The organism is Flavobacterium endophyticum, from assembly GCF_003634455.1.
GTDB lineage: Bacteria > Bacteroidota > Bacteroidia > Flavobacteriales > Flavobacteriaceae > Flavobacterium > Flavobacterium endophyticum.
The window spans coordinates 323,753-348,285 of the sequence record NZ_RBLC01000003.1 but is presented as its reverse complement, the minus strand read 5'-3'; the positions used below and the strand labels follow the sequence as shown (position 1 = coordinate 348,285).

General features: G+C 37.3%; 22 protein-coding genes. 7 read left to right on the top strand and 15 right to left on the bottom strand.

The features are described 5' to 3' along the window. Window positions 1-35 precede the first annotated feature (35 nt). Window positions 36-1,361, top strand: a complete 1,326-nt coding sequence (locus CLV94_RS13080; protein WP_394345741.1) for a glycosyltransferase family 4 protein — start codon at window positions 36-38, stop codon at window positions 1,359-1,361. A 49-nt stretch (window positions 1,362-1,410) separates the two neighbouring features. On the opposite strand, the gene CLV94_RS13075 is transcribed toward CLV94_RS13080, so the two are convergent. The 5 genes from CLV94_RS13075 to porU form a co-directional block, all read right to left on the bottom strand. Next, the gene (locus tag CLV94_RS13075; protein WP_121376933.1) at window positions 1,411-3,087 is read right to left on the bottom strand and encodes a pyruvate dehydrogenase complex dihydrolipoamide acetyltransferase; all 1,677 of its coding nucleotides are present in this window, start codon (window positions 3,085-3,087) and stop codon (window positions 1,411-1,413) included. Window positions 3,088-3,092: 5 nt separating this feature from the next. Beyond that, window positions 3,093-4,091 (bottom strand): pyruvate dehydrogenase (acetyl-transferring) E1 component subunit alpha, encoded by a 999-nt coding sequence (pdhA, locus tag CLV94_RS13070; protein WP_121376932.1) that lies wholly within the window; start codon window positions 4,089-4,091, stop codon window positions 3,093-3,095. Between the two features lie 146 nt (window positions 4,092-4,237). Beyond that, window positions 4,238-4,720 (bottom strand): cytidine deaminase, encoded by a 483-nt coding sequence (cdd, locus tag CLV94_RS13065; protein ID WP_121376931.1) that lies wholly within the window; start codon window positions 4,718-4,720, stop codon window positions 4,238-4,240. Window positions 4,721-4,792: 72 nt separating this feature from the next. Then, window positions 4,793-5,971, bottom strand: coding sequence for a type IX secretion system outer membrane channel protein PorV (gene porV, locus CLV94_RS13060; RefSeq protein ID WP_121376930.1), 1,179 nt, complete (start codon window positions 5,969-5,971; stop codon window positions 4,793-4,795). Window positions 5,972-6,014: 43 nt separating this feature from the next. Further along, entirely contained in the window at window positions 6,015-9,860 is a 3,846-nt protein-coding gene (porU, locus tag CLV94_RS13055) for a type IX secretion system sortase PorU (protein ID WP_121376929.1), read from the bottom strand. Between the two features lie 211 nt (window positions 9,861-10,071). Here porU and gldJ point away from each other — a divergent pair, with 211 nt between their 5' ends. The 4 genes from gldJ to CLV94_RS13035 all read left to right on the top strand — a co-directional run bounded on the left by gldJ (window position 10,072) and on the right by CLV94_RS13035 (window position 14,323). Then, window positions 10,072-11,736, top strand: coding sequence for a gliding motility lipoprotein GldJ (gene gldJ, locus CLV94_RS13050; RefSeq protein WP_121376954.1), 1,665 nt, complete (start codon window positions 10,072-10,074; stop codon window positions 11,734-11,736). A gap of 64 nt (window positions 11,737-11,800) precedes the next feature. Continuing rightward, the gene (locus CLV94_RS13045) at window positions 11,801-13,084 is read left to right on the top strand and encodes a UDP-N-acetylmuramoyl-tripeptide--D-alanyl-D-alanine ligase (protein WP_121376928.1); all 1,284 of its coding nucleotides are present in this window, start codon (window positions 11,801-11,803) and stop codon (window positions 13,082-13,084) included. A gap of 146 nt (window positions 13,085-13,230) precedes the next feature. Beyond that, entirely contained in the window at window positions 13,231-13,947 is a 717-nt protein-coding gene (locus CLV94_RS13040; RefSeq protein ID WP_121376953.1) for a MotA/TolQ/ExbB proton channel family protein, read from the top strand. Then, entirely contained in the window at window positions 13,928-14,323 is a 396-nt protein-coding gene (locus CLV94_RS13035) for an ExbD/TolR family protein (RefSeq protein WP_121376927.1), read from the top strand. The genes CLV94_RS13040 and CLV94_RS13035 overlap by 20 nt, the downstream gene beginning before the upstream one ends. 144 nt (window positions 14,324-14,467) lie before the next feature. Here CLV94_RS13035 and CLV94_RS13030 read toward each other — a convergent pair whose 3' ends face one another. The 8 genes from CLV94_RS13030 to CLV94_RS12990 form a co-directional block, all read right to left on the bottom strand. Further along, window positions 14,468-15,115, bottom strand: coding sequence for a hypothetical protein (locus tag CLV94_RS13030; protein ID WP_147406629.1), 648 nt, complete (start codon window positions 15,113-15,115; stop codon window positions 14,468-14,470). Window positions 15,116-15,190: 75 nt separating this feature from the next. Then, a complete protein-coding gene (locus CLV94_RS13025; RefSeq protein WP_121376925.1) occupies window positions 15,191-16,027 on the bottom strand; it encodes a hypothetical protein in 837 nt (278 codons plus the stop codon). 3 nt (window positions 16,028-16,030) lie between these two features. After that, the gene (locus tag CLV94_RS13020; RefSeq protein WP_121376924.1) at window positions 16,031-16,222 is read right to left on the bottom strand and encodes a hypothetical protein; all 192 of its coding nucleotides are present in this window, start codon (window positions 16,220-16,222) and stop codon (window positions 16,031-16,033) included. Between the two features lie 110 nt (window positions 16,223-16,332). After that, window positions 16,333-16,908 (bottom strand): dihydrofolate reductase family protein, encoded by a 576-nt coding sequence (locus tag CLV94_RS13015; RefSeq protein ID WP_121376923.1) that lies wholly within the window; start codon window positions 16,906-16,908, stop codon window positions 16,333-16,335. Window positions 16,909-17,080: 172 nt separating this feature from the next. Beyond that, the gene (locus tag CLV94_RS13010; RefSeq protein WP_121376922.1) at window positions 17,081-18,340 is read right to left on the bottom strand and encodes a DUF6161 domain-containing protein; all 1,260 of its coding nucleotides are present in this window, start codon (window positions 18,338-18,340) and stop codon (window positions 17,081-17,083) included. Between the two features lie 38 nt (window positions 18,341-18,378). Then, a complete protein-coding gene (locus CLV94_RS16915; RefSeq protein WP_147406628.1) occupies window positions 18,379-18,969 on the bottom strand; it encodes an SH3 domain-containing protein in 591 nt (196 codons plus the stop codon). A 178-nt stretch (window positions 18,970-19,147) separates the two neighbouring features. Beyond that, window positions 19,148-19,564, bottom strand: coding sequence for a helix-turn-helix domain-containing protein (locus tag CLV94_RS13000; RefSeq protein WP_121376920.1), 417 nt, complete (start codon window positions 19,562-19,564; stop codon window positions 19,148-19,150). A gap of 921 nt (window positions 19,565-20,485) precedes the next feature. Further along, window positions 20,486-21,580, bottom strand: a complete 1,095-nt coding sequence (locus CLV94_RS12990) for a hypothetical protein (protein ID WP_121376918.1) — start codon at window positions 21,578-21,580, stop codon at window positions 20,486-20,488. Between the two features lie 366 nt (window positions 21,581-21,946). Between CLV94_RS12990 and CLV94_RS12985 the strand changes: the two genes are divergently transcribed. Next, window positions 21,947-22,927, top strand: coding sequence for a T9SS-dependent choice-of-anchor J family protein (locus tag CLV94_RS12985; RefSeq protein ID WP_170148801.1), 981 nt, complete (start codon window positions 21,947-21,949; stop codon window positions 22,925-22,927). A 109-nt stretch (window positions 22,928-23,036) separates the two neighbouring features. Here the strand turns inward: CLV94_RS12985 and CLV94_RS12980 are convergent, their stop codons facing one another. Next, window positions 23,037-23,315 (bottom strand): hypothetical protein, encoded by a 279-nt coding sequence (locus tag CLV94_RS12980; protein ID WP_121376916.1) that lies wholly within the window; start codon window positions 23,313-23,315, stop codon window positions 23,037-23,039. 121 nt (window positions 23,316-23,436) lie between these two features. Here CLV94_RS12980 and CLV94_RS12975 point away from each other — a divergent pair, with 121 nt between their 5' ends. Beyond that, window positions 23,437-24,330 (top strand): hypothetical protein, encoded by an 894-nt coding sequence (locus CLV94_RS12975; protein WP_121376915.1) that lies wholly within the window; start codon window positions 23,437-23,439, stop codon window positions 24,328-24,330. An 18-nt stretch (window positions 24,331-24,348) separates the two neighbouring features. Here the strand turns inward: CLV94_RS12975 and CLV94_RS17065 are convergent, their stop codons facing one another. Further along, window positions 24,349-24,504 carry a hypothetical protein gene (locus tag CLV94_RS17065; RefSeq protein ID WP_170148800.1) on the bottom strand — a complete coding sequence of 52 codons (156 nt, stop codon included), beginning with the start codon at window positions 24,502-24,504 and terminating at the stop codon, window positions 24,349-24,351. Between the last annotated feature and the right edge of the window lie 29 nt (window positions 24,505-24,533).

Genomic DNA, 24,533 nt, shown 5'->3' with positions numbered 1-24,533 from the left:
CCTGCGCAGATGGTACTGCAATCCTGTGGGAGAGTATGTCGCCGCCTTCCTTTGAAAGAGTCCTTACATATCGTAGGGACTCTTTTTTTTGCATATATGCAAGACATCTTAATCAAAATGGCGTTCTTTGCAACATGCATAAACTAAAACTTTTAATAATAGGGCTTGTCTTTCCTGAGCCAAATTCTTCGGCAGCTGGCGGTAGGATATTGCAATTAATCCAATTGTTTAAAGAGATTGGATATGAAATTACCTTTGTTAGCCCGGCTCAATATAGTAAATATCAATTTGATTTAACTTCAATAGGTGTTCACGAGCAAATTGTCAACTTAAATGATGAAAGCTTTGATGATTTTATCAAGGATTTGAATCCAAATATTGTATTGTTTGATCGTTTTGTAATTGAAGAACAATTTGGCTGGAGGGTTACGAATTGTTGCCCGGATGCTCTAAAAATTCTGGATACAGAAGATTTGCATTGTTTACGTTTAGCTCGGCAAAATGCTTCTAAAGAAAAAAGAGGATTCGTTACTACTGATTTGTTTAACGATACTGCAAAAAGAGAGATTGCAAGCATTCTACGATCAGACATTTCCTTAATCATTTCTGAATTTGAAATGAATCTCTTGATTGAAGAATTCAAGGTAGACCCTTCCTTGCTGTTTTATCTTCCTATTTTTGCTACACCAGTTTTGGATTTTCTTCCTTCTGAAGAAAGAAAAGATTTTATGTTTATCGGCAACTTTTTACATGAACCCAATTGGAATGCTGTCCGTTATTTGAGAGAAATCCTTTGGCCTATAATCCATTCACAACTTCCAGATGCTAATTTGTATATTTATGGTGCCTATCCTTCGGCTAAAGCTTTGCAATTGCATAATGCGAAATTAAATTTTCATATTATGGGTAGGGCTGAAGAGGCTAGAGAAGTTATTGAAAAGGCAAAAGTAATGTTAGCACCATTACGATTTGGTGCTGGAATAAAAGGAAAGCTTCTAGAAGCGATGCAATATGGGACGCCTAGTATCACTACAACAATAGGTGCGGAAGGTATGCATCTTAATTTGGTTTGGAACGGCTTTATCGCCGATAATCCAGAAGATTTTGCAAATCGGGCTATACAGCTTTATCAAGAAAAAATCACTTGGGAAAAGGCTCAAAAAGAGGGTATGGTCATTTTGCAAAATAAATTTTCTAAGGATTTATATTTAAAAGGTTTTATAGAAATGATAGAGAAACTTCGAAAAAATCTACAACATCATCGAAATAAAAATTTCATTGGGCAAATTCTACAACATCATACGCTAAAAAGCACTGAATACATGTCGCGATGGATTGAAGCTAAAAATAAATTGCAATAAAAAACCCGTCTTAAACGTAAGACGGGTTTTTTATTTATAGAGAATTAGCTTATGCTAACATCGTAACTGGATTTTCTAAGTATTGTCTTAGCGTCTGTAAGAATTGTGCTCCAGTAGCTCCGTCAACGGTTCTGTGATCGCAAGCTAGCGTTACTTTCATAGTATTGCCGACTACAATCTCGCCGTTTCTGACAACTGGTTTTTCAACAATTGCTCCAACAGAAAGAATCGCAGAGTTTGGCTGGTTGATGATTGAAGTGAATTCAGTAATACCAAACATACCTAAATTTGAAACGGTAAAAGTACTTCCTTCCATTTCGGCTGGCTGTAGTTTTTTGTTTTTGGCTCTTCCAGCAACGTCTTTTACATTTGCTCCGATTTGAGACAAACTCAATTGGTCAGCAAATTTTAACACAGGAACAACCAAACCGTCTTCAACAGCAACAGCAACTCCAATGTGTACGTGATGGTGGATTACCGTCACATCCTCTTTCCATTGGGAGTTTACTTTTGGATGTTTCTTCAAGGCCATTGCACAAGCTTTGATTACCATATCATTAAATGAAACTTTCGTGTCAGGCAATGAATTGATTGTATTTCTAGAAGCTATGGCACTGTCCATTGCAACTTCGATTGTCAAATAATAATGAGGCGCTGTAAATTTAGACTCTGATAAACGCTTAGCGATAACTTTGCGCATCTGTGAGTTTTTGATTTCTTCTGAATAGGTTTCGCCAGCTGGAACAAAAGGTTTTACAGCAGGAGCAGCGGCTGTTTCTGATTTAGCAGCTGTTTCTTGTGGAGCTGTTGTTTGAGAAGTTGCAGCAGGCTTGAAGTTTTCGATATCGCTTTTTACGATACGACCGTTTTCTCCTGTTCCTTTAACTTGTGAAATTGAAATGCCTTTCTCTTCGGCAATTTTTTTAGCCAAAGGAGAAATGAAGATTCTTTTTCCGTCTGAAACAGTTTCTACAGTTTCTTCTTTTGATTCGGCTGTTTCTGCTTTAGGTTCTTCCGTTTTTTCTTCTTTTGATGGAGCAGGAGCTGCACCGCCTTTTTTGAAGTTTTCTGCGATACCAGTAATGTCAGTTCCTTCTGGACCGATGATAGCTAAAACGCTGTCAACAGGAGCTGTTTCGCCTTCTTTGATTCCGATGGACAATAAAGTTCCAGAATTGAAAGATTCGAATTCCATTGTTGCTTTGTCGGTTTCGATTTCAGCAAGAATGTCGCCTTCGTTAATTTTGTCTCCAACTTTTTTCAACCAGGTCGCTACCGTTCCGTCGGTCATGGTGTCGCTTAGACGCGGCATAGTTACAACTACAACACCTTTTGGTAAAGCTGTCGTTGTGCTTTCTGCTTTTGGAGTTTCTTTCGTTTCTTCTGTTTTTTCTTTTGGTACTTCTTCGGATTTAGTTTCTGCCTTAGGAGCTTCTTCTTTTTTGTCTGAAGAACTTCCGCCAGCTAATAAATCTGAAATATCTTCGCCTTCTTTTCCGATGATTGCCAGAAGTGAGTCAACTGGAGCAGATTCTCCTTCTTGGATTCCGATGTGCAATAAAGTACCTGAATTGAAAGATTCAAATTCCATTGTTGCTTTGTCAGTTTCGATTTCAGCAAGGATATCGCCTTCGTTAATTTTGTCTCCAACTTTTTTCAACCATGTGGCTACAGTTCCTTCTGTCATCGTGTCGCTTAAGCGAGGCATTGTGATTTTTGTTGCCATAATGATTAAAGTTTATGAGGTAAAAAAGGATAGTTTTCTTGTTCGTAAACAACATCGTAAAGTTGTTGTACTTCTGGGAATGGTGATTGTTCTGCAAATTGAGCGCATTCTTCTACCAAGTCTTTAACTCTTTCGTCAATTGCTTCAATTTCTGCTTCGGTAGCATACTTGTTTTCTTTGATCACATCTAGAACTTGGGTGATTGGGTCGATTTTTCTATACTCTTCCACTTCTTCTTTAGTTCTGTATAATTGTGCATCAGACATTGAGTGTCCTCTGTAACGGTACGTTTTCATTTCTAAGAAAGTCGGTCCGTCGCCTCGGCGTGCTCTGTCAATTGCTTCGTGCATTGCTTCTGCAACTTTAACAGGGTTCATTCCGTCAACCGGTCCGCAAGGCATTTCATAACCTAAACCAAGTTTCCAGATATCTGTATGATTTGCTGTTCTTTCTACAGAAGTTCCCATCGCATAGCCATTGTTTTCTACAATGAATACTACAGGAAGTTTCCAAAGCATGGCCATATTGAAAGCTTCATGCAAAGAACCTTGACGTGCTGCTCCATCACCAAAATAAGTCAATGTAACGCCGCCAGTATTAAAATATTTATCAGCGAAAGCGATACCAGCACCTACAGGAATTTGAGCTCCAACGATACCATGGCCTCCGTAGAATCCTTTTTCTTTTGAGAATATGTGCATAGAACCGCCCATCCCTTTTGATGTTCCGGTAACTTTGCCCAGCAATTCTGCCATAACGGCTTTAGGGTCAACGCCCATTCCAATTGGCTGAACGTGGTTTCTGTAGGCAGTAATCATCTTGTCTTTGGATAAATCCATTGCGTGCAAAGCGCCTGCCAAGACAGCTTCCTGACCATTATATAAGTGAAGAAATCCTCTTACTTTTTGCTGAATGTATAAAGCGGCTAATTTGTCTTCAAACTTTCTCCAAAGCAGCATGTCTTCATACCACTTCAAATAAACTTCTTTTGTAACTTCTTTCATTGTTTGTTTTTTGCTAAACGTTATTGTGCCAGTAAATTGCTAAAAATAATAAGACGCAAAATAGTTTCCTCACACAAATTTGCGAAAGGCAAAAATAAGACATTCCAACTTAGAAGTAAAACTTAAAAGGTAAATTTTAGGTTTTTTTATAAGAAGTTTTTATCAAACATAAATGGAAGCAGATTTTTGAGAGAGTCTGATTTGTAAACGGCTCCCGTTTCTCCCATAAAATAAATTTCAATCGGATAATCCTGCTTGAATTCGTATTCGGATATGGATTGGCGGCAGGCTCCGCAGGGCGGAATAGGGGAAGTGACCGGCTTTTCATCGGATGTAGCGGAAATCGCGATTTTCAAGATTTTAGCATCCGGATAAATAGCTCCTGCCTGGAATATGGCAACTCTTTCGGCACAAAGTCCAGACGGATAGGCAGCGCTTTCCTGATTGGATCCCAAAACAACTTTACCATTATCTAAAAAGATGGCGGCTCCGACTCTGAATTTTGAATAAGGCGCATAGGCTCTTTTTCGTATTTCAATAGCTTGATTCATCAGATTTTGCACATCTTCTGGCAATTCTTCTTTGTTGTCAAATACTGAGAAAGTGGTCGTAATGTTGATTTGTTTCATAAATGTTTTGAGGAAAAAAAATCCAAATTACTAATGAAAGCAATTTGGATTTTTTAGACTTTAAATTATATACTAATATTCATCATATTGATCTCCGAAGGCAAAGCTAAGAGAAAAACGCAATGTGTTTTCTAATGGGTTTCTGACTTTTGAAGCAGAGAATAAGTACGATACGTCTAATTTTACGATATTGTATTTAAATCCGGCCCCAAGCGAAATGAACTTTCTGGCTCCTTTTTCTTTACTTTCGTTAAAGTAACCTGCTCTTACAGCAAATGAATCTTGGTACCAATATTCAGCTCCTAATGCCCAAGTAACTTCTTTTAATTCTTCTTTTATTCCGTCAGGCGCATCTCCAAATGATTTGAAGATTCCTTCTGTCCATCCGATGGAACGGTAATCTCTATTGTTTTGTGCTCTTTCCTCATCGGTGATGTCGCCGTCACCATTTAAATCTGGATTCTGTGGAGTTGGAACCAATAGCTTGTTTATTTCTGCATTTAAAGAAACCTTGTTGTATTCGTCAAAGATAAAGTCGAATCCTCCTCCAAGTTTCAAGTTTGATGGAAGGAAGTTTGAGCCTTCATCTGAATCGTCTAAGTCATAATTGATTTTTGGACCTAAATTTTGGAAATTGAAACCACCTCTCCATCTTCCGTTAAAATCTTCGTAGGCTACTTCTTCAGATTGATAGTAACCAGAAATGTCGACTGCAAATGAGCTTGCTGCCGAAGCATCATTGCTCAATTGCGCCAATCTCAGGTTGGAACGAATGTATCTTCCGGCAACCGACATAGAGAATCTTTCACTTAATTTCAAAGAATAAGATAAGTCTACGGCAAATTCGCTAGGATTTACTTCCACCGCTGGATCGTCTGGGTTGTCGTTTCTGAATTCGATAACTCCAAGGCTGAAGTAACGCAAGCTTCCTGCAAAAGCACTTCTTTCGCTGATTCGGTTAAAATAAGTCAACTGGCTTAAGGAAATATCATTTACAAGTTCTGGAAGATAAGGTGTATAACTTACAGAAAAGCCTTGTTTGTCTAACGAAAAGGCATATTTTGCAGGGTTCCATTGCTGTGAATAAGCATCTGGAGACGAAGCAACACCGATGTCGCCCATACCAGCAGATCTTGCATCACCAGCAATAAGAAGAAAAGGCACTCCTGTCGTAATCACTCGGCTTTCTTCTTGGGCATTGGCTATGTTGAATCCTAATATGCAGATAATAAATAATGCGGTTTTTTTCATTCTGAGATTGGTATTAATTGAATTGAACAAATATAGTATTTTATTAAAGTATAACAAGTTTTTCGTATTTTTCTGTTTTTTTGTTAGTCAGGGTCGATTTGACTGTCAGCTTATAGACATATACTCCTTTGCCTATCTTGTCGCCAAAATCATCTTTTCCGTCCCAAGAAATCTCTCTAGACAAGAAGCCTTCTGTCGTTACTATCTGATTGATTGTCTTTACGATCTTTCCAGTAATGGTAATGACTTGTACCTGTACTTCTAGCGGCTCATACGGGCGGTTATGGGTGAACCAAAACTGCGTGTAGCTCACAAACGGATTAGGATAGTTCAGTACATTTTTTAAGGTCACGGTTTCATCTCCAACTACAATAAATTGTATTTCTGCTGTGACCGGATTGTTATATACGTCCCAAGCCTTGAAGGTAATTGTGTGCAATCCAACTGCTAAATTTCGGAAAGGAAAGCGTACTTTTCCTTTCGTATGATTGTCTAATTCGGTTTCGTAATAGTCATTAAGTATGTACGGATTGTTCTCGTCTCCGTCTAAAATTGCGACAATATCGTGACCGATTCCGCTGGCGGTGTTGATTCCGTTTTCATCTTCCAAGAAAGCCAAAAATATAGGCGACTCGTTGGTAATGCCTCCCGAAATAAACGTTTCGTCGTTCATGTACAATCGCACTCTCGGGCCTATGTTGTCGGCGACGGCATTCGGATTGATTCCTCCAATTTTAATATCAGTATTGTATCCTGTCTGGTCTTCGAGGACTTGGTTCTTTTTCGCGTAAAAGCTGATTCTTCCGTTTCCGACAGGTATAGAAATGTCTCTTGGCACTACAAAATTAAATTCAAACTGTCCGTTGGTAACCGATGCGTTGCCGCGGAAAACAGTTTCTCCTAATAACACAAAATCCATCAAGATTAGGTTGCCCGTCCCATCGGTTATGCCATCGTTTCCTAAAGTGGTTCGCTGTACGTTTTTATCGAATATATTTACGGATAAATTGCCGTTGTAGTTTGGAAGTATAGCATTTCCGTCTACGTTTCTTACCTCACCTGACAATTTTACCGGACTCAAGGCATTAAAAACAAAAGTAGAAGAAGCTACTGGCTGGTCGTTTATTTTGGTCAAGACGATCGTAGGCTTAGGGATGGCTAATCTTAACGCAGGGTCGCCGACATATGAGACCATCAAGGCCGTGCCGTTGTAATTGTTTTTTGCAACCCTTAGAGCTTCTGATATTGGAACATTGCTCGTGGTACCGTAGCCGTATAATTCACTAGAAAAAGCTTCATTAATATCTTGTCCGGTTGTCACGCTTATCTGTCTCGTGGTCGTTACCATTGATATAGCACCGCCTTTCGGATTCCAATACGTATATTCTCCGGCCGTTGGTCTAAAAGGATTATCAAATCTTGTGAATTCACAAGTCACGGTCACAAACAGCGGATACTTATAACGGTTGTTTAGGTTCTGAGCGTCGGCTTTTTCAAAAATTCTTTCCTTTGCCAGTCCGTCTTCACCGCCATGTCCGAAATAATTAAAGACCAAAGCGCCTTGGTTTATCGCATCCACAAAATCCTTTCTGGCTTTTGGATAACGGAAACCTCCTGCCGAAGCTTCTTGTACATAAGAATCGGTGTGTATTTTTTCTACGTTCACGAATGGTTTCTGTGCTGCAATCTGGTTTCCTAAAGCATCAATTCCAGTTTGGATTGAATTTTCCCAAGCCACATCCACGTCGTCAGAAACCAATACAAAGTTGTTTCTCCATTTTCCATACGATTCAATGGCGTGGTATTCGATAACTTTAGTGACCATTTCTTCTGCTTGTCTTGCATCCGAAACGAGCATTCTTCCAACAGCAAGTTCCATATCTTGGACAGATCCGCTCAAGGTCATTGTTCCTTCGTTATCGTCTAGCATGGTAAAATAATCGTCGGACATATAAGAGCCGCCTAGTGAAAAACTGTTCAGCGCTTGGAATACGGGTACGATGTTCGTATTGTTTGAAATCCTGTTTTTGTAATCGAAAGAAGCATCTCCAAACAAATTCAGGTATTTGATTCGCTTGGTAGGAATCGATCCGTTGTTATAGATGTATTTTACAAAATTTCTGATTGCTCCGATATCTTGCTTTCCAGAAGAAAACTCTTCGTAGATATTTTCAAGATTGACAACTTTTACGTTCAATTGCGAATGTGTCCTGTGGAAATTTGCCAATCGTTCTGCTTGTGAATTCAGAAATGCAGGAGTCACGATTAAGTAATCGACGTCTTGAAATGCGCCTTGAGAATTTTTAAGGATAGTTCCTTTCAGGTTCTGATTTGCTACGCGGGTTTTGGATTCCTTTAATGGCGAGTAATAATCAGAGGCATCAATGGCAATGTATTTTCTGTCTTCGCCCAAATATGCTTTAAAAGCAAATGTGGCCGCTCCGTTATTTTCTACTTTTCTTACATTATAGATGTCTGTAATATCCCATATCTGCGTTATACCTGCCGCGTTCGAAAGCTGGTATTGAATTACTCCCGTGTTGACATCGGCATCATTATATTGGAATCGGAATTGTTTTCCATAACCTTGCAGGTTTCTTTTGGCTTCTACTATAATGTAGTCCAGATAAGCGTCGGCGCTAGGAACGCCTCCGTTATTATAGCTTAATTTTACTGCAACATTTTCTGCCGCAGGGAAATTGCCTGTAAGGCTTCGTTCAAATGCAACATCGCCATCAGTACTTGTAGGTGGGAAATTCATCGCGCCTATGTTTTGGCTGTTAGCAGTAACGCTCATAGTCGTTGCCGAAAAAGCAGCTGCGGCTGTGTTAACGGTAAGTTTTATCTGGGTTCCTGTAGCAATATTCGGGAACTTGAAATCAAAAGTCTGCTCGTTTTCGATATTAAACCGTTCTCCAAACCATTTTCTTCCTAAACGGCCTATGTTTGTCTTGTCTTGCTCGTGATATTGGTAATCGTCAAAAGTAGTAGCGTTAAGTGTCGGATTGTCGTTAATAACGTCCATATTTCCGATTCTTTTCCCCGGTCCACCTTGTGCTGTTACATAATAATACGACCGGTCTGCATACAAATTGTTGTGTGTATGGCTTTCGCTGTTCCAGTTGTCAAGTCCTTCGGCATAAAAAAGAATGTAATCTTGGTTGTCAAGAGAGCCGTCGTTTTCTCCTATAATAGTAATGGCGTTTTCGGCCAAATCTTCGGGATAAAAAGTTCCGTTGAGCAGCGGCAGCATTCGACCTCCGTTGCCATAAATTTTTATGTTTCGGGCATCTACGCCATTCAGGTTCATGCCTAAACTCTGCAAGAAACTCCTTGATATTTTATATACTCCAGATTTTAGGACGTAAAATCGATACCAGTCACCCGAACTCAAGACAGAATTTGAAATAGACGCAGAACTCTGGGTAGAATAACGGCTCGGCCTGTTGGCGGTTGTCGTAAATGAATAGGTGAACGATTTTACTCTTTGAAAACCTGTGCCCGATTTAATGATAGGCGACAAGGCAAGCACCGCTCTTTGAGAAGCAGCGTTGTTCATATTCGTGATAGTCGCTCCTATAGTAGAAGGAATTGATGCTGTTCTTAAATCGCCCAGCTGTTCGCGACTAATCGTTTCGTAAACAATATTGGTAATCTGCAGGCTGCTTTCGTCGGCAAAACCCGATACAGGGATTTTAATATTGAAAAAAATAGCTTTCTTGTCATAATCATACTGAAAGCTGGACGATTTAAAGATAGGTGCTTTTATCTGGATCTGCTCCGAATAAATACCTGAGTTGTCAATCCATTCAATGGAAATATTGTCTCTCTGCTGGGCAAAAGAAACATAAGAACACATAAGCAATAAGAGGAAGGTAATCTTTTTCATTAACTTGAATAACGCTGACTGCGCTTAATTATTACGAAAAGTAAAAATAATTTTTTTAACTTAATATTAAGTACAATAAACCCATTAAATTTGCGTTCTTAAAAAAGGCTTTTAACAAAAAATTAGTTTTTTATTAATATTTGAAAATTGTTGTTGCAGTTTAATGGTTAATTATTATATTGCGGCTCGAAATTTATTACCTACTGAAAGTATGAAAGTAAACAAAATTATGGCTTTGAAGCTGATGCTGTCCTTAGCATTGGTTATGGGTTTTACTAGTTGTAGTAAAAAATCCAGTTCAAAAAACGCATCTTCTGCCACGGGTTGGAAAATCAATGACAAGAAAGGCGGGTTCCAATACAACTCTAAATTCAAGAAGCAAGAGACTGCACCTGGATTGGTTTTGGTTGAAGGAGGAACGTTCACTATGGGTAAGGTTCAAGACGATGTGATGCACGATTGGAATAATACTCCTAACCAGCAGCACGTTCAGTCTTTCTATATGGATGAGACTGAAGTTACCAATCTTATGTATATGGAATATCTTGACTGGTTAAAAAGAGTTTTTGATCCAGAAGATGAAAATTATAAAAATATCTACGAAGGTGCACTTCCTGATACATTGGTTTGGAGAAATAGATTAGGTTATAACGAAACAATGACCAATAACTATTTGAGACATCCTGCTTATGCAAACTATCCTGTAGTTGGTGTAAACTGGATCCAAGCTGTTGAATTCAGCAAATGGAGAACAGACCGTGTTAACGAAAATGTTCTTGAAAGAGAAGGCTACCTTAAAAGAGATGCTAAAGTTACAGATGCTAAAGGTGACAACACTTTCAGTACTGAGACTTACTTGAATACGCCGACTAAAACGTACGGTGGTAACGAAGAAATCGTCTTGAAAGGAAGAAGAGGAAAATCTAAAGACAGTGTTAACCTATATGCGCAAAGAACTTCTGGTATCATACTTCCAGAATACAGACTTCCAACTGAAGCTGAGTGGGAATATGCTGCTGCTGCTGATGTAGGAAACAGAGAATACAACCTTTACAGAGGTCAAAAGAAATATCCTTGGAAAGGAAACTACACTCGTTCTGGAAAAAGACAAGTTAGAGGTGACCAATTGGCTAACTTCAAACAAGGTAAAGGAGATTACGGCGGAATTGCAGGATGGTCTGATGACGGTGCTGATATCACAAACGTAGTTAAATATTACCCACCAAACGATTTTGGATTGTATGACATGGCAGGTAACGTTGCAGAATGGGTTGCCGACGTTTACAGACCGATTGTTGATGATGAAGCAAACGACTTCAACTACTACAGAGGTAACGTCTACATGAAAAACAAAATCGGCGAAGACGGAAAAGCTGAAATCGTTACAGGAGAAAACATCGCTTATGATACGCTGGCAAACGGTAAGATCATCGCAAGAAACTTCCCTGGACAAATTGCTCAAGTTCCAGTTGATGAGAAAGAAACTTACTTGAGACAAAATTTCGACAAGTCTGATAACAGAAACTATAGAGATGGTGACAAGCAGTCAACTAGATATTATGACTTCGGAAGTTCTGAAGACGGTGAGAAAGTAGATGATTCTAAAAGAATGTACGATTCTCCAAAACATAATGTGACTACTGACAGTTTAGGAAATATGGTTCGTAAATATGACCATTCATCAAAAAGAACAACTTTGGTAGATGATAACGTTAGAGTTTACAAAGGTGGTTCTTGGAGAGATAGAGCGTATTGGTTAGATCCAGCTCAAAGAAGATATTTCCCTCAAGATATGGCTACTGATTACATCGGATTCAGATGTGCAATGTCGAGAGTAGGTCCTAAATCTGACAAAAAGAAAAAAGCAAGAAACTAATTTTCTATACTAAATTCTACAAAAGCCCTTTTATTAGGGCTTTTGTTTTTTTAAACCACTTGTAATGGAAATTAAAGACATACACGATTTATTTTTAAGATGCACTTCCGTCTCGATCGATACCCGAAAGATTGAAGATAACTGCATGTTCTTTGCTATCAAAGGCGAGCGTTTTGACGCCAATACTTTTGCCGCAGAAGCCTTAGAAAAAGGAGCTTCATTTGTTATTATTGACAACAAGGAGTATTTTATAGACGACAGGACAATTCTGGTTAGCAATACTCTGGAAACATTGCAGGAAGTAGCTAAGTTCCATAGAGATTATCTAGGACTGCCGATTATTGGGTTGACAGGAAGTAATGGAAAAACAACTACTAAAGAACTAATCAATGTAGTGCTTTCAAAAAGATACACTACAAAAGCTACGATCGGAAACCTAAACAATCATATCGGTGTGCCGCTCACATTGCTTTCTTTTAATTCGGATACTGAAATCGGAATTGTAGAAATGGGAGCCAACCATCAAAAAGAAATAGAATTCTTGTGTAGCATTGCCCGTCCTGATTTTGGCTATATTACCAACTTCGGAAAGGCGCACTTAGAAGGCTTTGGAGGAGTAGAAGGCGTTATCAAAGGCAAAAGCGAGATGTACCAATTTCTTTCCGAAAACAATAAATACGTCTTTGTAAACCTTGATGATACTATTCAAAGAGAAAAGACAGAAAAAAATCTCCGCATTACATTCAGCCATTCCGACAAAAATGCTTCTGTCTTGATTAACAAGATTACGGCGAATCCATTTGTTGCTGTTGAATTTGATGGAATAAAAGTCAAGTCGCACCTAATTGGCCTGTATAATGCAAACAACATCAACGCTGCCATTACGATTGGCCGTTATTTCAAGATTTCAGACGACGAAATAAAAGAAGCCATCGAAAGCTATATTCCAGAAAATAACCGCTCGCAGATGCTGGTCAAGAATTCTAACGAAATCATTCTAGATGCCTATAACGCCAATCCGAGCAGTATGGAAGTAGCCATCAAGAACTTCTTGCAGCTCGACAAGCCAAATAAGGTTGCCATTTTAGGCGATATGTTTGAGCTGGGTAAAGAGAGCTTGCGCGAACACAAGCATATTGTAGCTTTGCTTAAGAATGAAAAAGAAGTTATTACCTATTTTATTGGCAAAGATTTTTATTCTAACATGCTAGACAAAAAAAACCTGTTCTTTTTTGAGACATTCGATGAATTTTCTGAAGCCTTTAGACAAGAAAAGATGGAAAATAAAACGATGCTGATTAAAGGATCGCGAGGCATGGCATTAGAAAGAACGCTAGAATTGTTATAGACGAAAGGGCAATTAGAGAGGACAAAGAGATACTATATTTTAAAAACTGCCGTTATACTTTTAAAACTAAATAAAAAACTTATTTTTGTCTTGAAGCAATAAATGCTTTACGATTCAAATAACCAAAATTCCGAACGATATTTATGATATTTTCAACCATTTTACTGCAGACTGATACCATTGCAAAAGCTTCTACCAATACAGTAATTGAGGGAATCGCAAAAAATGAAGAAATGAATCTGTTTAGTTTCTTGATGAAAGGAGGAGCTTTCCTGGTTCCGATTGTCATCCTTCTTTTTTATACCATCTATCTGATTTTCGAAAGATACCTTTCGATCAAGAAAGCAACCAAGCAAGATTCGCACCTGATCAAGGATATCAGCATACAGTTGAATTCTGGAAACATCAACGCTGCGTTGTCTTTGGCCGAAAGATCAAACACAGCCTCTGGCAATGTATTGAGAGAAGGAATCCTGACCATCGGAAGACCGATTTCTGAAATCGAATCCAACATGGAAAGAGCTGCCAATATCGAAATTGGCGAAATGGAGAAAAGAATGGGACACTTGGGGCTTATTGCCGGTATTGCACCGACTTTAGGTTTCGTAGGTACGATTTCTGGAGTTATCAAAATTTTCTACAGCATTTCGCAGACAGAAGATATTAGTATCGGTAATATTTCTGGCGGTCTGTATGAAAAGATGATCAGTAGTGGTGCAGGACTTGTTGTAGGAATCATTGCCTATGCAGGCTACCACTTGTTCAATGGGGTGATTGATAATTTCTCCCTGAACGTCCAAAAGCAGATATTGGAATTTGTAAGTATAATCCAAAGACCTAACGATGGCTCTAAAACGAAATAGAAGATTTCACGCGGAAGTAGCTACTTCTTCCCTAAGTGATATTATGTTCTTTTTGCTGTTGTTCTTTTTGATCATATCAACACTGGCAAATCCGAACGTAATCAAGATGACGTTGCCTAAAACGCAGCAAAATGATAAAACGAACAAGCAGCACATTACGCTGTCGGTTTCGGAAGAGAAACAGTATTATGTAGACAAGCAAAATGTTTCTTTCGAAGAATTGGAAGCGACGCTATTAAACAAAATGGGCGATGCCAAAGACCAGACCGTAATTGTAAGAATACCGTATAACCTGCAAGTACAAGACTTGGTCGATCTGCTTCAGATTGGTGTCAAGAACAACTTAAAGTTTGTCATTGCGACAGATAAAAAATAAAAAAAACGCTTCGGGAAACCGAGGCGTTTTTTGTATAACTAAATTTGCTTTTGAAGCAAGCTGGTCATTTTTTTAATTAAGAGACATATAAATAGCTTTGTCCTGAAATCTTCTTTTGTTGCCCAAACAGGATTCGTTCTGTTTTTAGTAAGCAATTTGTTTTTTCGGCATGTTTAGCTCCTCCTGTCCACAATCTATAAATTCCTCCTCCTTTAAAGGCAGCAATCCAATTTCAATTCGGGCCTTATTGGTTGCTTCTTTGGTCTGAATACAAGGTTTTCCAAATTCTGAACCATAAAAAACTTTTCTTTTCTTTTTATTAGGACTGTTGATCCAATAATATTTATCCAATACCGATGCGAAAAAGTTGCTGTCAATGTTTCCTTTTTTGACTTCCTTTAGAAACAGGTCAAAATATACTTTTTCGTTTACGAGTCGATGCGGATTATGTAGCAAGATGGCAACTGCTGCAGATTCCACACATTCTTGCTTTATATTTCTTTTTCCCAGTAATGTCTCTGTAGGATAGCCGTTCTTGGTAACAAAATTGACAAGATTAGCAAAAGAAATAGAATCGACCTTAGGCATTAATTCTTTTTTGTTGAATGTCAGTTTGCTGTCTCTGATGCCTTGGTCAAAACCATACATTTTGCATAATTCAAATGCCAGGCTGTCTTGTTTGAATGTGATTTCAGAAATCGCAACGTTTGTTTTAGAAGTATGCTTGCGGCTGCAGCCATAAAATGCAGTTGCTGCTATAATAATCGGAATTATATTTTTGAAGATGTTCACAGTATGCATTATTTTGACAATAATTTTAGGGATAGCCTGAAAAAAAACTCGGTTTCCCGAAGCGTTTATTATGATTTATTTACATCTTGAGGAATACTCTTTAATGACATCCAAATAGAATTTCAAATTGTATTCCGTATCCATGTCATCTGCCATTTTTCTTCTTTCACGATTATTTTCTATCTGTTTCAGCTTTTCTTTTTTATCCTTTTCATGTTCCTTAAAGTCGGCTAAGCGTTTTTTTCCATAACCTTTGCCATTATATTCAGCTTTCTTCTCCGCAACATAGCTTAAGAATTCAGAACAATCTTTCCCAACTTCTTCAAAGGCCCTAAAGAACTTATCATCAATCTTTCCTAAGTTTAAGAGATTTACTCTGTTATAGTCAACAGGAACAAACGCAAACTCATCATTAGGCTTCTTTACATAAGTTAGTATCCACATTAAAGTACAACCCGGAGAGCATTCATATACTCTCAGCCCGTACACATTGATTTTTCCTTCTTTAATAAGCGGAGCCATTATTTCGCGTTTCAGGTCAACCAATTCTAATTTAGAATTGATTGTTTTTAGTTTTAATTTTTCATACGTAATAGTATCCTCGCTTTTTAAAGTAATCGATTGGATGGTGCTTAAATCTATTTTTTCAGAAGTGCTTTCAAGAGTTTTCTTAAAGTTGAATTTTGTCCGGTCCAGACGCAGTTCAGACTCAAGATTAGTACTAAAAGAAAACTCCGGAAATTCAACAGCATTTGGCACATTAAATTCTTTAATATAACCTGTGATAATTTCTCCGTTGGTCAATTTTATTTCTGCTGGAATAAAATCTTTTTTTGCAGTATAAATTAAAACGGTCTGACAAAAATGAGTTTGCCAAACAAGAATCATTGTCAATAATAATAGTTTTTTCATCTTTTATTTTCTAACCTTATTTTTATAGTTTTTTACAAGAATATAAACAGAAAACACAAAAACTACTAAGTAAATAATACCTAATCCAATATTTTTAAACTTTAGATTTTCAAAATCGAATTCCTTATACAATGCCGATCCTACAATGATGGCTATAATGCCAAAAATAAATGATGATGCTTGTTTGTTTTCCATGTTTTTAAGGTATTATGCGACAGAAGTTGATTTTAAAAAGTTAAGAAATAGAATAAGTAAATAGCGACTGATTATTTATGCTAAAGATAAAATTTTTCATCAAAAAAATATCAAGACGAGGGTTGCTTTTCTTTTCTTGGCTCATAATAAAGGATAATTGCCCCGCCGCGAAAGATTTTTGTTTTTATGAGCTTAAAGATAGTGCTGTCGTGTATATTTTCAAATAAAGGCAAACTGCCTCCCCCAACAATCGGATAGACACAAAGCTGGTATTCATCAATCAGATTGAGTTTCATTAATTGCAGAATCAAACTCCTACTGCCCACAAAAATAGCTTTGCCTGATTGCTGCTTGAGCTGTAAAACTTCTTCTTCAAGGGTTTGATCAGACAATCTAGCGGTATCCCAATCTATAGCTTTTAGCGTATTCGAAAAGACAATTTTGGGTATTTTGTCTATAACAACGGCAAAATCATTCATTGATTTTTCTTCCGAAGGTTTTTCTAATAGCGTTTTCCAAAATTCCATAAGTTGGTAGGTTTTTCTGCCATACAAAATGGCATCTCCGTGACTTAGCAGCTCTCTATAATGTTCATGTATTTCGTGCATTTCTTCCTCTGGAAGTGAAACAGTATGATCGCAAAATCCGTCAATGGTCAAATTGATTGTTGCAATTATTTTTCTCATAGCTGATTTAGATTTGTTGTATGCAGACAAGCATTATAATGATTGAATAATAAAATTACATAAAATTTTCAGTCACAGTTAGTTGATTGCAGTTTTTTGTTGACGATAGGGACGAAGAAAATATGTCGAAGCTGAATAAGCACTAGCTCTTGCTTAAAATTGCTGTAGTAAGTTAATTTTTTATTTTATCTAATATTCCTGGCATTGTGGGACTTGATTCTTCTTTCAATAAACCGGTATCCGATCTACTGAATAATGCCTGCAACACCAAACTTCTATCTTCTTGTGTAATTGTACTATCTTTAATTAAAGACAAATAAAAAACGGTTAATTTTTCACGTTCTTCTGCATCACGAGCTAGATGATAGCTTGAGAACATAGCTTTTTTTATAGCTTGTATACCAACAAATAATAAAGACATTAACGTTATAAAGATTATTGACCACCTAATAGCTTTTGAAGGACTACCAGAAAAAATACTTTCTAGCATATCTTCAGGTGTAAACCAAAGTAAAGAGAATAAGATTAATATACCTAATATAACAAGTCCTATAAGCCAACTAAAAAATTTCTTCCCTTCTGAATTAAGGAATGTCGCTCTTTCTTTCCAATATTCTGCAGGAGCTTGAAATCTCATTTGTTCTCTGTATGCTTGTTCTAGTTGAATCTTTTTAGTGAGAGATTTTTTAAGGAGTGCTTTTCCTGCATCATTACTTTTATCTATTTGATTGTTCGCCAAAGATTGTAATTCGGTCAGATGTGTGCTGTATTCTGAATCCCAGGAATCAAATAATCTTTTTAGATTTTCAACTTCTGAATCTGCCTGAGTTTGAGTTGTGTTAACTAAATTTTCAAAATTACTGAGAATGTCGATTTTTTCTGTTTCAAATTCAGTTTTGAATTGCATAAAAGATTTTCTATCTGCTTCTTCAGATGATAACGTGTCGGTATTTTGTGTGTCAAATTTTAATGCTAAAAAAACACCTCTAAAATAATCAGCCTTCCCAAGCTGACCATATTCAATAGAATTAGTCATTACAGCCATCGCTCCAGTAAAATATTGGTTATAGTTGGAATGTAAATTTTGAAGAAACAAAGATTTTGAAGAATCTGGAAAAAGAACATTTTTTGTTACTCTATCCAAGCTATTAATAATATCCTGATGAAAGCTACCATCTGTTTGCTGATTTCCGATTGCAGCTTCTATTGAATTGAATAAGTTATTGAAAAATTTCAGTGAATTTGAAAACTCAGTAATATTAATGTCTTCTTCCCACTTTTTCTTTTTTTCTCCAATAATTTTATGAAGTCCAATCAAATCATAATTGTGGTCGTAATTTTCAGAAGGAATTTTAAGCGAATAGTTTTGGTTTAGTAAGATGCTATCCTCTGGCTTTAGATGAAGAGCTTTTTTAAATTCTGAATTTTTCATGATAATTTACCGTTACACTGTTGTTAGAAAGCAGTTTTTTATTTTATAATCTCAATATTCTCAGCCTTCACATACCCAAAATTCTCACTTTTTGTAATCGATACAAAAACCCATCCGTCAATTACGCTTCCAAGTATTTGTCCGTAGTCTGTCTTATGAAGTTCCTGGATGGTATCATAAGTTATACCTGGCCCACTTCTAAGATTCAGTTTAGTTCCCTTTATCATAAAGAAGGAACCTTTTTTTATTGGCTTGTAATCCTCTGTGTATGATTCGTGATTACTTGTATTTGTATTAGAATTCGAGCCGCTATAAAAATTATTAGCGGGCCTTACCTTTTTTGTTTTCGGTTTCTTTGCAGTAGATTTTGATGGAGTGTAATAAGTTGTAGTACTATATGATCTTGAAGGAGCTGATGATGCACATACACCGCATGAACCGCCGCTATTACAATATTTGCAGCCACTACAGTTTGTACATGCCGTGCAATACGCACTTCCTGTACAGCGGCCTACTTTTTTTGTATCACAACATGATGCAACCAACTTTGCGTTTTGGGAATAGGAGAAATGTATTGCGAAAAACAGAAATAAACAATAAAGACCTTTCAATACGTTTGTATCTTTCATTAGCTAGGGGATTAATCAAAAAAATCCACATAACCTACCTCTTTGAAGAAAGTAGTTTATCTGGATTTTTAGTTTTTTAGCAAATGTGGTTTTTGCTTACGTCAAATATAATAATTTTTTAACATAATCGATATTTAATCAAAAAAGTTGAATTGACTTAGGCCTTATTACAAATTGTTTACTTCCCAATCAACCTCTCCAACTTCTCAATCATCTCATCCTTTTCTTTTAACATACGCTCATAAAGTTCCACCATCTTATCAATAGGATTGAAGGATGGTTGGTAATTAAATCCTGAGGCACTGGCATTATCTTTAAAATCTTGAAAAGAATAAGTATTCGCAATAATATTCACAGCCTGTTCTTCATCAAAATTCTCAAAAGCTTCTACAGGTACTTTTAATATTTTAGAAACCTGAGCGAGTATGTTGGCTTCTACGGTTTCTTTCTGCTCTAGTAAAGATATTTTCTTTTGGTTCCAGTCGTCACCCAATTCAAAAGCTAGAGCTTCTTGCTTGATGCCCAGCATTTCGCGAAAGCGCTTGATGTTTCGGCCTTGGTGTATTTTTTTGTGTGGCATGTCGTTGTGTATCATAATCGTAAGTATAAAATTTTTGTTAAATATAGAAAAATATAGTTTATAGTCGACAGTGAATAGTGGATAGTGGAAAGTTATTAAGATTGGAACTGGAGGCTACAAACTGGAGCAAGTAACCTACCTTTTGTTCTTGGCCGGCGTCACTATATCTGCTGAACGATGGGATGATTTTTAATCTTCTTCATAATGATTAATTTTTAATGTTAGTATAAAATTTCTGAAACTCCGTATAATATCTTATGATGCAGCATAAAATCAGCTCGATACGGCATAGAAGAACTTTTTGCTCTCTACTATTTGCAATTGCAGTATTACATCTGCTTGGCGCTGTTTGCAAAAGCTTTTTGCTAGATTACATTTTGCAATTGTTATATTACATTGACCAGATGTAGTCATACAAAAAAACCTTTCGTGCATGCTGTTTTATAGTTGTTGTTTTACATTTGTCTAATGTTGTATTACAAAAGCTCCTTGCTAGATTGCATTTTGCAATTGTTGCTAGCATCTGCCTGATGTTGATTGCGGCAACTTTTTGTAACATGACATTTTGTAATTGCAGGACAACATCCGTTCTATGCACGCTGAATCGACATACTGTAATGCTCATTTTTCTGTATGTTCTGATCAATAGCTCCATCTACGCTTTTTTTATCACGAAGCAGTCCAAAGTCGGACTACTTCTGTTTTTCTTGATACAATACTAAAAGTTCAATCGGAAAAACGCAACCGGAAAGTAATAAGTGGTCAAATACGGGCGTAAGTGGTCAGTTTTTGGGTGTAACTGTTTTTTTGACCTGGCTCAAATTGGGAGAAAATAGGGTAGGATGAAGTTTGGTGGAAGTAAAAAAAGTAAATCCGATAATTCAATAAATTATCGGATTGTAAATGTATGAATACTAGATTTAGGACATCTTGCCTTTATTTCATGTATTCGACTTCTCTTTTGTATTTTGAAAGCTCATAACGCTGTTCCTTTCTGCCGTCTGCAAGATGATGTGTCACCAGTTGCTTTTTTTTCATTTCGATTGCGTTTCCTTTAGCGTCAACTGTATAATCATATTGCGTACTTAGCACATCTTCTTTATAATAGACCGAATAGGTTTTTAAGTTGCCATTCTTATCATAGGCAAACTCATGACGCGATTGCATGCTGCCATCGGGATTAAAATTAATGGTCTTTATTTCATTGCCTTTGGCATCATAATACACTTGCTTTTGTATGTAGGTTACATTTTTAAGTACGTTGGTTGTATTAAATTCTGTATAACCGTCTTTCGCTGTACGATTATATTTTTGGTGAGATTGCAACGCACCATTATGATACGTCAAAAATTCGGTGTTATTGCCTTGCTTGTCATACGACCAAGTATATTTATATTCGCCTTCTTTTGGCCTATTGATTGTTTGGCCTATCTGTTTTCTTGCCTTGTCATAAGTATTTAGGATGGTTTCTTCCAGATTTCCGTCAAAATCATACCGTTCTTTCTTTATCTCGTTATTGGCAGCATCATGCCACAGCCTTACTTCCGATGTCTTATAGCCCATTTCAAAATAATTGCTTACTACGGCTGCATTGCCGCGTTTGTCGAGCTGTGTTATTTTTACAAACTTTGTAGGTTCTTGCCCTGTGCCGTATCCTCGCATTTTCTTAAGTTCGGCATTATCTCGTATTTCAAATTTTTTTATAAAAGCATCAATATCCTTGCACTGGCAGCTGTAATTGGTGACGGTAGTGTCGTTAAAGATATTGACCTCGTTAGATTGGCTCCCTCTCTCTGTTTCGGCAAACGAAGTAAGCAGGCGGTCCTTTTTATCATACGTTACTTTCTTGACAACAACCGAAGAAGGGTTTAGGCTGTCGCCAAAAAGTCTGTAGGTTGTATAGGATTTGATTTTTCCTTTTAGCGGAATCTTAGAAAATTCATCTTGTGCAAAAAGGCTAAACGGCAGCAGTAGGAGCAGAGCAAATACGCCTATGGTTTTGAAGGATTTCAGTTTTTTGCTTTTGGCCATTTCAGTTTATTTTAGGCAAACATACCATATTTTTTAACATGTAAGCATCCAATTGCTACTGGCACTTAGTAGTATACTCTTTCCTTAACAAACGTAGTTATTAAAAATGTTATAAATTTTCAGTAAAAGGAGTCTGTCTTGCTTAATAAGCTGCTTTTGTTTGAAAAATTCTTTTTTGTTGTATAATTAATTATTTTTTTATAAATTGCCCTCGTATTAACTAATTTTTATGAAGATGCATTGCTTGCTTCTAGGAAACTAAAAGGCATGATTTTTACTTGCGAAAATATGCCTCCAAGTAGATTTTTTTAGTCTTTCTAGAGTATCAAAATGTATTTTATTATTAATTTTTTAATACTTTATTTTATGAAAAAAACGCTACTTTCTGTTTTTTTACTTTCTGTTTCAGGATTCGCTACTGCTCAAACCGTTTACAGTTTCGGTTTTAGTGGCACCACAGCAGAAATGGAGACCGCCGGATGGATGAGGACTAACCAAAGTAATCCTATAACAACAGCATTATGGACGATTGCCTCTTACACTCCTGTTACTGTAAATACTACTGTAACACCCCAAATTCAAGGCAATCCATTCAATGACAGGGTCTATACTAACGGTGAGGTAAGTCCAGTTCCGAATGGCCAATCGGGAGGGCCTAATTCCTTTGCTTTGGTTAATTTTAGAAGTACGACTGGAACTGGAACAATCAGCAACTGGTTGATCAGTCCTGTGGTTACAGTACAAAATGGCGATGTTGTTTCTTTTTGGTCTAGAAAAGGAACTTCGGCTACAGACGATTATCCGGATCGTTTGGAACTAAGGATGAGTACGGATGCAACGCATGTCAATCCAACCGGAGGCGCGACAGATGTAGGATCATTCACTACTGTTGGTGTTACTGTTAACCCAACATTGGCTGCTGGATTTGTGTATCCTAAAGTTTGGACACAGTATAGTTTTACAGTTTCAGGTCTTTCGGGTCCAACAGCTGTGAAATTTGGATTTAGATATTTTGTGACAAATGGAGGGCCGAGTGGTGCCAATTCAGATATTATCGGAATTGATACTTTTGATGTAAACAGGGCATTGAGTACGGATGATTTCTTTGCAAATAATTTCTCTGTGTATCCAAATCCATCAACGGGGATAGTAAATTTAACAGGCAAAAACAACATGGCTATCAATACCATCCAAATCACAGACTTGAACGGACGTGTCGTTAAAAATGTCAATGCAAAAGGTGTTTCTGAAACTCAAATCAACATCTCTGACCTGACTACAGGCATGTACTTTTTGAATGTACAGACCGATTCTGGATCAGGAACTACAAAAATTATAAAAAACTAATTTCATTACGTTAATATAATAAGACAAGCCCGCTCCTAAGAGCGGGCTTTATTGTTTAAAGCAAAAAATAAAGATGTGTTATTGATAAGACTGAACGTGCAATAATAAACTACTTCTTAAAACCAATCCTTGTAATACCTTGTTCAGGGAATTCCTCAATAAAAGGAGTCAGCGAAATATGCTTTTTCTTTTTATCGAATATCGTCATGTGCCATTTGTTCATCTTTCCTGCAGGAACATTTACATAAAGCGAGTTGGCTTTTTTTATTAGATATCTCGTTCGATATTCTTCTTCAGGATTGTAAAACTGCGAGGAATCAATCCCAATAATCAGTATTTGCCTGAATAGGGCTTCAACCTTTTTTATGTCATCGTCATTTAGTCTCATAATACAAATTTAGGATTATTTCAGATAATTGTGGAAACCCGTAAGGAACTTATAAATAATAAGTTAACTTTTGTGAGGTTAACTTTTAAAAAACTACCAATTATTAATTAACCTTATTTTTATGAAAGCAAAATTATTATTTTTCTGCCTTGTCCTGTTTGCTGCAGGCACGCAGATGGCATTTTCTCAATGGATCCATAGGAACGCCGGAGAAGGCATCATCGTCAAATATGGCGTCCAGTTGAATGTCGCTAACCGTGATACCGCCATGGTCATCAGTTTAAAGATCAAGGATGATGTCTTGAGAAAGACGATCGATTATGGCAGCATTTCCTTAACGCCGTCAAATGTAAAAGATACTGTTGCCTTGAATGCGATGTTAAAGGACAAATACAGAACCCTTTTTAGAGCAAATGGAAGAACTCCGGTATTAAGACATAGTGATTTCGTGGAGACTATGGCTCTTTCTATTCACGATACGACAGATGCAAAATTCCAGCGTTCTTATGTCTATCAGGGATTGCTCATGTTTAGTTCCCTGCTAAAAGGTGCCAGACGAGATGTGGCCAATACAGGAAGCGTCAATTATAGAGTAATGGAGACTTTTCCTGTTGTGGTTTCTGGATTTGTATGCGAGCAAGACGTGGTTATCAACGCTGCAGAATTTAAAGCGTATCTTCGTGAACGCCAGCCAGACGATCCTACTAATGGAGGTATACAACATTATCTCAATGCACTCGAATATTTGAATGGGAATATGACCATGTCGCAAATTAGGGTACAGCTGAATAATTATTTTATGACGAGCAGATGGCCCCAAGGCGGGGAATGTGGCTGTTGCGGTAATTATAGTGGCAATTGCTATTATTGGAATGCTGGCTGTCTGGCACACGATATGGCATGCCAACGATGCCAACATTCATGGTGCTTCAGCGGCTGTAAGCCAACCAGCTGTTCGGGCAATACTATTGCGTGGTATTGGTTTGCAGTAAAAGTAATAACACCTTATCCATGATACTATGAATAATGTACATCAGGGAAGAAGCAGGCTAAGGATGGCTACTGTTCTTCTTGTCATTTTGCTTCTCTTGTTCCTGTATTGGTTTATAGGAACGCAGGTAAACGTATATGACAGGGCGAGCGTAGGAGCTGTTTTCGAGATTCTATGGTTTCCTGCTGTTGTTCTCACATTTTTTCTGCCGATTTTTTCTGCCTTTC